The sequence below is a fragment of the Clostridium hydrogenum genome, assembly GCF_021432385.1.
Taxonomy (GTDB): domain Bacteria; phylum Bacillota; class Clostridia; order Clostridiales; family Clostridiaceae; genus Clostridium_S; species Clostridium_S hydrogenum.
Genome location: NZ_JAEACT010000002.1, coordinates 2,334,967 through 2,347,122 on the forward strand (window position 1 = coordinate 2,334,967; position 12,156 = coordinate 2,347,122).

At 29.2% G+C, this 12,156-nt stretch carries 16 protein-coding genes; all 16 read right to left on the reverse strand.

The features are described 5' to 3' along the window. Positions 1-437: 437 nt before the first annotated feature. Complete coding sequence (locus CUEA01_RS10520; protein WP_234121590.1) at positions 438-1,091, reverse strand: HD domain-containing protein; 654 nt, start codon at positions 1,089-1,091, stop codon at positions 438-440. Between the two features lie 85 nt (positions 1,092-1,176). Beyond that, positions 1,177-2,037, reverse strand: a complete 861-nt coding sequence (locus CUEA01_RS10525; protein WP_234121591.1) for a damage-control phosphatase ARMT1 family protein — start codon at positions 2,035-2,037, stop codon at positions 1,177-1,179. A 101-nt stretch (positions 2,038-2,138) separates the two neighbouring features. Continuing rightward, positions 2,139-2,507: a YkvA family protein gene (locus CUEA01_RS10530; protein WP_234121592.1), complete on the reverse strand. Its 369-nt coding sequence runs from the start codon at positions 2,505-2,507 to the stop codon at positions 2,139-2,141. Between the two features lie 37 nt (positions 2,508-2,544). Then, positions 2,545-3,846 (reverse strand): hypothetical protein, encoded by a 1,302-nt coding sequence (locus CUEA01_RS10535; protein ID WP_234121593.1) that lies wholly within the window; start codon positions 3,844-3,846, stop codon positions 2,545-2,547. Continuing rightward, on the reverse strand, positions 3,818-3,982 hold the full coding sequence (locus CUEA01_RS10540) for a hypothetical protein (protein WP_234121594.1): 165 nt from the start codon (positions 3,980-3,982) through the stop codon (positions 3,818-3,820). Before CUEA01_RS10540 ends, CUEA01_RS10535 begins: the two co-directional genes overlap by 29 nt. Before the next feature lie 194 nt (positions 3,983-4,176). Further along, positions 4,177-5,202 (reverse strand): hypothetical protein, encoded by a 1,026-nt coding sequence (locus CUEA01_RS10545; RefSeq protein WP_234121595.1) that lies wholly within the window; start codon positions 5,200-5,202, stop codon positions 4,177-4,179. A gap of 8 nt (positions 5,203-5,210) precedes the next feature. Next, positions 5,211-5,420 carry a hypothetical protein gene (locus CUEA01_RS10550; RefSeq protein WP_234121596.1) on the reverse strand — a complete coding sequence of 70 codons (210 nt, stop codon included), beginning with the start codon at positions 5,418-5,420 and terminating at the stop codon, positions 5,211-5,213. A 33-nt stretch (positions 5,421-5,453) separates the two neighbouring features. Next, positions 5,454-6,500, reverse strand: coding sequence for a hypothetical protein (locus CUEA01_RS10555; protein ID WP_234121597.1), 1,047 nt, complete (start codon positions 6,498-6,500; stop codon positions 5,454-5,456). Positions 6,501-7,012: 512 nt separating this feature from the next. Further along, a complete protein-coding gene (locus tag CUEA01_RS10560) occupies positions 7,013-7,189 on the reverse strand; it encodes a hypothetical protein (protein WP_234121598.1) in 177 nt (58 codons plus the stop codon). Between the two features lie 182 nt (positions 7,190-7,371). Beyond that, entirely contained in the window at positions 7,372-7,923 is a 552-nt protein-coding gene (locus CUEA01_RS10565) for a DUF5085 family protein (protein WP_234121599.1), read from the reverse strand. Between the two features lie 4 nt (positions 7,924-7,927). Continuing rightward, positions 7,928-8,374 (reverse strand): DUF5085 family protein, encoded by a 447-nt coding sequence (locus CUEA01_RS10570; protein ID WP_234121600.1) that lies wholly within the window; start codon positions 8,372-8,374, stop codon positions 7,928-7,930. After that, on the reverse strand, positions 8,371-9,456 hold the full coding sequence (locus CUEA01_RS10575) for a hypothetical protein (protein WP_234121601.1): 1,086 nt from the start codon (positions 9,454-9,456) through the stop codon (positions 8,371-8,373). The genes CUEA01_RS10570 and CUEA01_RS10575 overlap by 4 nt, the downstream gene beginning before the upstream one ends. Before the next feature lie 17 nt (positions 9,457-9,473). Then, complete coding sequence (locus CUEA01_RS10580) at positions 9,474-10,775, reverse strand: hypothetical protein (RefSeq protein ID WP_234121602.1); 1,302 nt, start codon at positions 10,773-10,775, stop codon at positions 9,474-9,476. An 18-nt stretch (positions 10,776-10,793) separates the two neighbouring features. Then, entirely contained in the window at positions 10,794-11,105 is a 312-nt protein-coding gene (locus CUEA01_RS10585) for a hypothetical protein (RefSeq protein ID WP_234121603.1), read from the reverse strand. Between the two features lie 383 nt (positions 11,106-11,488). Next, complete coding sequence (locus CUEA01_RS10590) at positions 11,489-11,791, reverse strand: pore-forming ESAT-6 family protein (RefSeq protein ID WP_234121604.1); 303 nt, start codon at positions 11,789-11,791, stop codon at positions 11,489-11,491. Positions 11,792-11,844: 53 nt separating this feature from the next. Next, complete coding sequence (locus CUEA01_RS10595) at positions 11,845-12,147, reverse strand: WXG100 family type VII secretion target (protein ID WP_234121605.1); 303 nt, start codon at positions 12,145-12,147, stop codon at positions 11,845-11,847. Positions 12,148-12,156: the final 9 nt, after the last annotated feature.

Below are 12,156 nucleotides of genomic sequence, written 5' to 3' on the forward strand. Positions count from 1 at the left end.
GTATCCTTATGCTAATATTTTCAATTCACAATTCACAGTTCACAATGCACAATTAAGGATGATTTTCTACGCGAGCGTAGAAAATCTTAGAACTTATAATGTCAGCTCCGCTGGACACTGTATTTTACGTTATGCGTAAGCATTAAGTTTTCGGATTTTTCGAGCGATAGCAGAGAAAAATCATCCTTCATTGTGAATTGTGCATCGTGAACTGTGAATTGAAAATATTGGTGATAGGATAAACTTGGAATCTTAAATTTTCACATTTAAAGTTGTCCATCTATAATTAGTTTATTATTTTTATTTATCGATTATATAGTGTATATTTTGAGTATAAAAAAGGAAGATTATCAAATTAAAGTATTAAAAAATTATAAAATAATTATAAAAGATTTTATTTCATAATCTTTGCTATGTATTTTTCTGCAATTTCATATTTAAAAACCAAAAGTATTTTCTTTTACCTTAGGTAAAACACTATAAATAGATTTTCCCATTCTCTCCTCAAAATACTTTTGTATATCAAATGTGGCTTTCCATTTTTCAAGTGTAAATTCATTAAAGCCGTATCTCATAACAACATCTAACATTCTTTTTTCTAATAAACAAAATCCTGATGGCAGCGCTAAAGCATCACATAATTGAATCAATCTATCATATGGTGTAAATTCAATGTTTTTCAAATATTCTTTAATAAAGTCTTGCTCCAAAGACGTACAATCTCTCTTTCCACATGTATCCTCCGCATTCTTAAGCAAATATCCATGAGTTATACAGATTCTCGCCCACAAGCTATAGTCTTTTTGCATGGCAAATTTATAACCATCTATACTATGTTTCTCATTGGTTACTCCATACCTTCTACCAATATCATGCAACATTCCAAGTATTAATGCTACATTTGAATCTAGTTCCTTATCTTCTTTTGCAATGGCTTCCGCTGCTTTTCCTACATATAAAGAATGTTCTACCCACGGACCAGGATTTAATTTGCTACCTTCCTCCAATATTAACTTAGCTTCTTCTAATGTAGGTACGCCTGCTTGTACATTAATATTTTCAATTTTATTTTTTACAGTGGTATATTCCATAACAATACCTCTCCTAATTTTTCTAATGTATATGGCATTATGTAGTATATCCTAAAATCATTTGTTTGAGCTTCGTTTAGTATTCTTAGCTATTTTTCATACAAATCATTTTCTTTTCCTCAACATCAATATCCTTTGCAATTACATCACATTTTGTCATTAAAAGAAAATAAATATTTTTGTTTTCTTCACTCAAACATTCATAGTTGGCTTGTCCTTTAGCAATTACTACATCAGCCTTTTTATAAACTTCTCTAAACTCAGGACTTGTTCGATTAAGAACAGTTCCAAGAGAACCATCGCCATTATCTATAACTTCTGAATATTCATCAATTCCTACAGCATATGCATCTTCAGCTATAGAATCATTTACAACAGGTTTACCACGTACTCCAAAAAATATTTTAACATTAGGATTTACTTCTTTTATTTTTTTTAGGAGAAGCTTGTCCATGCAAATTTCCCCGCAATTATCACCTAAATATAATAAAATATTTGCATTTAAAATATCCTTCATTAGTGCCTTAGAATCATCTATTGCTAATTTTGCATCTTCCATTTTTTCAAAACAATCAAAAATATCCTCTAATAGTGTATTGTGGATAGGATTAAAATCTATTATGTTACCAACAATAGCATATCTCACTGCTAACTGAAATGAATTTTCAGCTTGCTCAAGCTTACTTTCAAATTGGGGTAACATTTTTAAAAACAATGTATTATAATAACTTCTAGTTTCCTTATATGGATCTGGATTATTAGTATGCTTTTTTATTATTTCAAAGATTTCTCCTATAATTTCTGGTGTTGTTATCTCAAAATCCATTTTGCTTAGGTAGGTGAAAACTTCCCTTAATAACTCTTCCTTTTTATGAACTCCTGTAATATTTGCCACTTTAACAGCTTGATTAACAATACACGGCAAGCATTTATCATGTATTTTCACAATCTCATACCTCCTAAAACCTAGCAACTTTTGTATGTATAGTGAAACTTCAAAATTACAAATTCCAAGTTTATCCTAACAAAAAGTTGTCTATATTTATATTATACCCTGATTAATTTAATAACAAGCACTATTAATGCTATCCATATTAATACAATTGGCACTGCAAAATACCACTTCTTAGGCTTACCATTACTCCATAAATTTTCCGATTCAATTCTACACTCATTAAATATTTTAGGAGGAATGAATTTTATTGTTATTGCTATAAATATTGGAATTAATATTACATCATCTAGCAAACCTATAACTGGTATAAAATCAGGTATAAGATCAATAGGAGACAATGCATATCCAATTGTAATACCTGCAAAAACTTTTGCAATTAAGGGTGTTTCTTTTTTCTTTAAAGCAATAAATACAGCTGGTATATCTGATTTTAATCTCCTTGCTCTATCCTTTAAATCCATCCTTCAACTCTCCTATAAACTAATCTTTTGTCCGTAATTATAACACATTATCATTAATCTTATCATAAATAGCACTGGCAGTATTATAATTTTCTGCTTTCTGACGAATATATGGTATCCCTTCTTCCTTAAGAATTTTCTCAAATTCATCCACATACCTTGCTTCTGAAAAACTCTGGAGAAAATCTATAGTAAACATATGATTAACACAATTCATCTCTATAAGATACGTAGTAGGAATAACTATGTTATGAACCTCACGAATAAACTTACTAACTTCACCAAATGGATCTCTCCCTGTGGAACTTACTGAAAATGTCCCAACCTGAAACACCGAATCTGCTTTTCCAAGCTTATCAAGCTTTTCTTGAAGTCCTTCAAGCTTGTCATTATTGGTGTATTCTCTGACCTGTCTGCTAATTTTTTTTAATATCTTCTCTTTAGAAGTTTTTTCATTTTGCATTTTACGATACTCATATACTCGCTTACCAAGGTCTAATTTTTTCATCTCTTCTGTAAGTGGAAGCTCTACTGATGTAACCAAGCATCCTCCTGCTTTATCCTTGCCAATCACAGGTCTGCTATTCACATACATTGTTGTAACAATTGGTAGGTTTTGCACGTCGCATAGCCGCATAATAACTTCGGAAAAAAAGTTTGTTATCACTATTCCAGGGGTTCCATGATATTGTTTTACATAATTCATAAACTCCTCTTGTGGTAATAGAAAGGATATTCTTGTTGTATTGCCTTTCCAAACTTCAGGCAACTGATAAGCTTTGTTGGAATCACCTATATCATCGTTTGGTAAAATTAAGTCATCTGTAAATGGTTCCTGCCATTCCTCATCCTCAATGATATTTTCCATTGTTAAGATACCATCTGTGGATAATTCTACATCATATTTCTCATTGCAATAAAGTAAAATTACTGTTTTCAAAACTTCCAGCATAGAAATTCCATCAAGAAGTCCATGTGAAGCATCTAGATAGATGTTTTTTTCTCTGTATGACCAAGCTATCATATGGTAATTTACTTCCTCGCTGCCGAGGTTTGCCGGCTTATCCGTATGTTTTACTACAATAGGTCTGTTGTTCTTTACATTAATATATCTACCATCATTTTCAACAACAGCAATATGATAATATGGGTATCTTTCCATTGCTTTTTGAACACTATGCATAAGCATATCACCATCAACTATATCCTTCATAACAACCATAATTCGTATAGTCTGTGGATCACGCTTGTTTGACGCATAGTATATTGCACTAGCTGCGCGATTTGGCAGAAGCATTTTTTCAGTGTTATTAAATAATTTGCATGTTTTGTACTTCATAATCTTTTATTTTCTCCTTATTTTTCACTATGAGTTTTACTTTTAGCATATTCTTAATAAGATTACAAGTTTTTAAAAAAGTGCTATCTTGTCCAGTATGTTTAATATTTGAAGCCGACATACAAACAATAGTCATATTTTTTCTCCTGTAAAATAAATTTTAAAGTACATTTATAACCTATATTATTATTTTATCATAAATCTTAAACATCATATTAAAGATAAACTACCTTGAAACTTCAAATACATTACTATTAATCTTGAAATTATCAATATATTATAAAACAATACAAAAAAGCACTCGAAAGGTACCTGTTAAATATTAAAAACTTACTTTTTGAATATTATTTTTATAAGCTTTAATAAAATTAATACTAATGCAATTATAAGAAGCCCTAAAACTAAAGAAATTCCTACTCCACCAGTAAATATACTTATTAATTTATATATATCAGAAATTTTACCTGTAGTTATTCTATAAATGCCTACCATTATAATTAGAACAATAAAGATTGTCATTGAAATTTCAAGATAAACTATAGCAAGTGCATTAGCAGGCGCTTTATGACTTGCCTTCCATCCAGCAGCGGACTTCAATACCAATAGTGGTTTCTTATACCAACATATATTTTCTTCTAATAATATTTGTGGCATTTCTTCAATAAATGATTCAAACCTAAATTTACAATAAACTAAAATAAAAAATTTAGCCAATACAATCGTCATTAAGTATTCAATAACAGCCATACATATAAGCGTCACTATCGCTGTAGTGTTCCCAGAAGTATGTCTTGCCATAACTCCACCTATTAATATAATTCCAAAAGCTAATGGTCCTCCCACATACACGGCAGCATTATTGCTTGAATATTTCTTACCCTTTTTTCTAAAACATCCTTTTTTGATTAAATATACATATACATAAATGAATATAATTAGTGGAACAATGCCACCAATTAAAATTGCAGTTCCCACATTAGATATATAATTAGGTACGTTTTGGTCTGCACAAAAAAAGAAAAAAATCTGATATCCTTCTATAGAAAATTTTAAAATCACTAAACAAATTGCAATCATTTTAGCTCTCTGGTATTTAAATGAATTTTTCAAATTAGTAAAAAAAACAGTAACCAAAACTTGCAAAACAAGCATTACCTGACTTAATCTAATAACTTTATTCCAAATTTGATGATTAATACCTGTATTATTTTGAACGTCAACTGTTATTACTAAGGTCATAACAAACGCCCAAATAATTGAAGAAACAAAAAATCCAGGTATTATTTTTTTATCAAGTTTATTTTTCACAAATAAATTTAAACTATAAAAATCTTCTTCCTTACAATTCTTTAGCATATTTTCTCCTATTTAAAAAGACTTTCTATCTTATTTTTATCCCTATCTATGTTATTAAAATTTTCATACTTATATATAATAGGACCTGTTGCATAAAGCCCACTCCTAATTATCCTGTTTCTAAATTCAGCAGCAAATTCATACCATTCATTTCCTTTACATTTTATACTTGCACTTATTACATTGTTAAAAACTAATGGGCATCGTTTTATCTTCATTTTTTATTCTCCTTATCTACTAATCAATTAGTTTCACTTATTAAACAATGCTTTTATGATTTTAAATAAAACTATCATAACAATAATCACTATAAAGCTCACAAACATTGAAAATACAATTCCAGGAACACTTAGCAATTGGTATGAATACACTCTTCGAAAAGCAACTCCAAAAACAAATAAAGCTATTAAAGCAACATATATAATAATTGCAGTTTCAAAATAAGCCAATATCAATGCTATAATTGGAGCTTTTTCTTTAACCCTCCACCCAGCAAATGATTTTAAGGCTTTTATAGGCATTCTATACCACTTAAATACATTTGCTTTCATTGCTTTTATACTCTTTTTTATTATTACTGATTTTTTCTCTTTTTTTATCTCTGGCATTTCTTCTATAAATGACTTAAATCTAAATTTACAGTAACTATAAATTAAACTTTTAGGCAATGATGCTGCTATTATATACTGAATACCTATCAAACATGCAAGAAATATTAATGTTGAGGTAGTTTCAGAACTATGGTTCATAATAACCTTAACAGTCATTATACCTCCAAATACTAATGCATATGGATATTTACCAGTATCAATATCACAATAATTTTTCTTACTAAAATCACCTTTCTTAACCTTTTTTATATACACAAAACTTGACACAATTAATAAGATAATACCTAAAAAAAATCCTAAAACAGCTGTATCTCTTAATTTATTATAAAATTTATGAGATTCACATATAAGGAAAAAAAGTTGGTATCCTTCTAAAGATAATTTTAAAAGTAATAAACAACATACAACCGATTGAGCTTTCTGATGAATATATGAATTCTTAAAATTCATAAAAAAAACTGTTACAACAATTTGAATAGCTAATAATATCTGATTCGCTAAGACAACTTTACTCCAAAATCCATGATTAATATTTATATTACCTTTTAATTCAAGTGTTAACATTAAAGTATTAATAAAACTCCAAACATCTATTCCCCATAATCCACCTGATATTTTTTGGTCATATCCATCTCCTAATAATAATTTAAATCCATAAAAATCTTCTTCCTTACAATTATTTAGCATATTTTCTCCTATTTAAAAAGACTTCCTATTTTATTTTTATCCCTATCTATGTAAACTTTAATTATTTTCATATTTAATTGTATAGATAAACTATTTCCACTACCAAAATCAATTTACATCACAATGTTCAAAAATGGAATTTTAATACAAATTAATTTTGAAGTTTCAAGTAGTTTATCTTTAGAATCAGAGATAAGAGTAAAGTGAAGATAAATCCACATTCTCTCTACTCTTATCTCTAAAAGTTTTATTATCTAAAAGCACTTGCATTGTTGTTTATTGCTGATTCTATTTGAATTTAGTTTGTTACTACGCTGTCTAAGAATTTTGAGTATGAACCTACTACTTTTCTGAAATCTTCAAATATAACTTAACTTTAAATTATTCAAATTTATTTTTCAGCATATTACAAATATTCTCCAAGTTTTCTCTCTGTTTATTGATAGTTACAACTCTTTTATTTATTTTTAATTTTATTTTTAATTTACTTCCACCTTGTATCCATATTTTTTTCATAATCCAAAAAAATAATTTGATATTTTTATATTAGTTATGTCTTTATACTCAATTGTTTTAGTTTCTATTGGTTTTGCAAGCATATTTATACGAACCATAATTAATTTTTTATCATCAAAACCCAAAATATGGTATTTACTTAAAAATACTGCTATTATATTACCAAACAGCATAGTTTATCCAAATGTCGCTGTTGTAAGACCATAGCAGTAATACATTGCTTGTTCATCATCTTATTGAAATGGTTGTAATACCTCTTTTATAGTACTATCATTAATTTTCATTATGAATTTCTCCTTCTGTTTTAAAGCTATATAAAGGGTGAGCTTCCACAACTTCTTTTCATAAAAGCTTATTATCTAAACACACTTGCATTATCTATTTTATTCTTATATATTTCTTTAATTTTTAAATTTTTTATATCAGTTAGTGATTCTTGTACACTTTTTTCATCTTCCTTATCAGAATCAGAAATCACTCCAATTTTTATAATTACATACTGCATTGTTTTATCTCCTGATAGAACATGAAATATTGGAGTTACCTGCTTTAATTTATTTTCATCAATATAATTTAACAAAGCTACATATGCTATTTCTGTATTTTTTTCAAAATTAGCAAACATATAAATAGAAACCATATTTTCTATACTAAAATAGCTATAAAAACACATATCATTATCAATTTCGAACTTATCTTGTTCAATAGGCATAAATAATTCGACATCCATCATTTTATCCATTGGAATATTATTAAGAGAATAAAATAATGGACCTTTTATTATTGCTCCTTTTCTATCTATATCATTGAGGAATTCTTTTATTGCTTTATCCATATCTTCATAATAAAAGTGGTACTTTTTTGAAACTACATTTGTAAATCTAATTGAATCATTTGGGTTAATCATACTATCACTTCCCTACTATTGGAGCATAAATATCTATAATTCCGCCGCCATATACATCTAAATAAATGTTATAAAATGGTTCCTCTAATTTGCATTCATTCGCTATTGCACATGCTTTAAGTATCTTGTTATCTTTTTCAATATCCTCATCTAAATCTGCATGTCTTATAGCTAGTCCATCTTCAAATTTCCACAACTTATAAAAATTAAATGTATCATTTTCTTCTATATTAATTGGCTCATTAACTGGTAAATAAAATGTGAATTTAACTTCATCATCTATATTATTAAAATTTTCATACTTATATATAATAGGACCTGTTGCATAAAGCCCACTCCTAATTATCCTGTTTCTAAATTCAGCAGCAAATTTATACCACTCATTTACTTTGCAGTTTATACTTGCACTTATTACATTGTTAAAAACTAATGGACATCGTCTTATCTTCATTTTTTAATTCTTCTCCCTTTAAATATTACATTTATAAGTTTAAATAAAATTAACATTGGCACGATTATAAAAAGTCCTAGTGAAAAAGAAACTTCTACTGCATCAATAATCAATTCTATTAATTTATATATAGCAATTTCGCCTATAATTATTTTGCGAATCCCTCCCAACATTAAAACAACAAAAATTATCATTGAGGCCTCAAGATAAATTGCAATAAGCGCAGTAAAGGGAGCTTTTTCTTTTACCTTCCATCCAGTAATAGACTTTAATACGGCTATAGGTTTATTGCACCAATAACGTAAGTCTTCATTTATATGTTCATCCTTTAATTCTTTTAACCATGCTTTTGGTATTTCTTCAGTAAATGATTTGAATCTAAATTTGCAATAAGCTAATAAAAAAAACTCTGGCCATGCCATTGCTATGCCATACTGAACTAAAACAATAAATACTAAAATAATTATTAATCCAAATATTGGGGTATTTTCATCACTAGAAGCAGATAAATTTCTCGATATATTTCCTACTATAAGTACAATTCCATATATTAAAGGAATACTAAAATGCAATTTTGAATTAGAAAAATCATATAAATATCTTCCTCCCTTCCTGAACATTCCCCTTCTTACTCTAACTACTCCCCTAATTGTAGATAAAATCAAATATACAAATCCACCTAGTAAAAAAAGCCATCCAATATCAAACATATAACTAGGTGCATGCTTATCCTCACAAGCTAAAAAGTAAAATGGATATGCATCTATTGATATTTTTATTGAAATAATATTTAGCCACACTGCTTGAAATCTTTGATGTTTAAATGATTTTTTCGTTCCCCAATATAAAAATGTAATTATTGCTTGAATTATCAATAATATTAGCATAACATTGATAATTTTATGCCAAATTGGATTTGTAATATTTTTATTCTTGTACGATCCAGAAACACAAACAGCTGTAAATATGGCACTAACTGCAAAGGAAGCTATAAAAAACGCTGCAATTCCAGCTGGATTTAGCCTATCTTCTGATACATCTTTTAATTCATAGAAATCGCTTTCTGAATATTTTTTTAACATAAACAAGTTCACCAACTTTACCAAAAATATTTTCCTATTTTATCTTTTACCCATCCACCAAATTTTTCTGCTGATTTTACAGTATCCTTTACTTCATCCTTAGTACGATCTACAATACTTTCAGGTGGTGGCCCTCCAAACTTGTAATTCATACCCATATTGGCTAGTGCACCTACTCCTACACCAACTACAGTACCCAATGGTGGCAAGAAAAAGGAACCAACAGCAGCCCCTGTTGCCATAGCAGCTGAGCCAGTACCTAAATCGACTCCCACATCTATTACGGTATCTTGTACTTTTTCCCCCATACTTCTATTTGCATTCGCACCATAAAATTCTCCATAAGCATCATCACCTACAGTTAATAAAATTCCAACTGGTCCTGCAAATTTACCTGCTTTTGTTAGTAACGAGGCATCCTTATCAATATTTTTAATTCCTGCAAATGCTTCTTTAACATTCATATTTTCTTTAAAGGTATTTGCCCAGGTATCTCCTCCTACTTTTAACGGATTCTTTCCAATATTACCAATATAATTATCCAATGATCCCATTTTAGTATTTAAAAACTTATTAGTATTCCTTTTGAAAAAACCCTTATCTGCTTTACTGTAAAGTGGAACACCGTCATTTACCAAGTCTTTTACAAAGTCTTTATTCCACTTCCACTTTCCACCTAGCCCATCTTTTAGTAAACCTCTATAATATGAAAAATCTGCTTGATTTTCTATTCCACCATTAACAACCTTAATCCATATTTGTCCATTTTGCTTAAACAGCTTAAATTGCATACCATCATTTGTAATTAAAAACTTTTCGGAATTCATATTAGATAATCCTGTAACCCCTACTAGCGTATATGAAATTTTTTGTTCTCTTTTTGCATCTTCTATTTCTGACCCTATATCTTCAAAATTTTCATTGCCAGCTTCATATATTTCTTCATTTAACGCTGAATTGCCCGGCACATCATACATCATGCCTCTCCACTCTAATGCAAACTCTCCTCCATATTCTATATTCCATAAAGCTATTAACTCTTCTGCTTCTTTATTTACCTTGGTTTCTGCTTTTTCATACCTATCCATGGAATCATCTATAAACTTCTCTAACATTTTCAATTTTGTTTCTATAGACTTTGCCTCGTTATATGCACTGCTTAATCTTGAGCCTATATTTTTTCTTGCAGTTATTCTACTGTCTAAGTTACCTCGTACTGAATTTATACTATCTGCTATACTTGACATTTTTGTGGAATCTGGTCCAAGTTTACTGCTTAATCTTTTAACTTCACTAATTTTTATTTCAAGCCGCGACAAAATAATCACCTCCAATTTTTAATTTGCTTTTGCCTCCGCTGCCTTTGCTTCTGCCTCTCTTCTCCTTTCTTCCGCTTCCTCTTCTTCTCTTCTTATTTCCTCTGCAGTGGTTACTATATCATTGCTTAAGGTTTGAAGCTCATTTATCGATGAACTCATTTGCCCCATAATTTTGTCAACATCTAAATTTAAACTCATTATTTCAATTGACTTCCAACTACTATCAATTCCATTCCTTATACTGTCTACATCCTTTTTTACATCACTAGCTTCATTAGAATTATTAGTTAATTTACTAGCTTCCGAACTTGCTACTGAAACATTAATCACTAAAATCCCTCCCCGCTTTATATTTTTTATCATCTATGTAAATTTTAATTATTTTCATATTTAATTATAGATACACAAACTGGAGTTTGAATTAGAGTACAACTCACAGAGCACAGTGTACAGTGAATGATGATTTACCTTTCGATTCTTTCAGGTAAATCTTAAACTTAAATGTTGTCAGCTTCGCTGAGCACCATATATGGTACGATTGCATAAGCAATAAAAAAATAAGTTTTTAGATTTTCTACGCTCGCGTAGAAAAATCATCCTTCATTGTACTCTGTACTCTGTACTCCGTACTCTGAGTTAAATTCTAATTTGTCAGGATAAACTCAGTATTTATAATTTCGATTTTTCAGATATTATATCCATATAATGTTTTATTATCTAAAAGCACTTGCATTGTTATTTATTGCTGATTCTGTTTGAGTGTAGTTTGTTACTACGCTGTCTAAGAATTTTGAGTATGAATCTACTACTTTTCTGTAATCTTCAAACTTTGGTGCTAATGCGTTAAATTTTTCTCTAACTGTATTTCCTGAATCACTCTGCCATGTTCCTGATAAATCATTTATTTCTTTTTTTATTTCCTCAAGTTTTTGTGTTAATCCTTGATTTAATGTTCTTATTGTTGATGCTGTTTTTGATACCTCTGCAAAAGAAATCTTAATTCCATCTGCTGCCATTTTTTATTCCCTCTTTCTTTATTTTTTGTTAATGATTTTATTCGAGTTGTCTGTTAATTTGTAAGTCTTCTTGCTGCGTTTATAGTGTCATCTTGAGCTTGTGTATAAACCTTTGATGCTGACTTTAAAAAGTCTGAGTAATCTTTCATTACCTGCACCATTGCCTTAAAGTCATCCTTAAAACCATCAATTTGTGATACATATGCTTGGTTATCTGCTCCCTGCCAAGCTGCTCCCATACTTTCAACTTCACTGTAAAGCTGATTGTACTGCCTCTCATATTCTGCAATTTGTGAATCCATGCTGCTTGATGTTGATTGTAATTTTGCTGGATCTACCATTATTGATCTTCCCATTTTTAATTT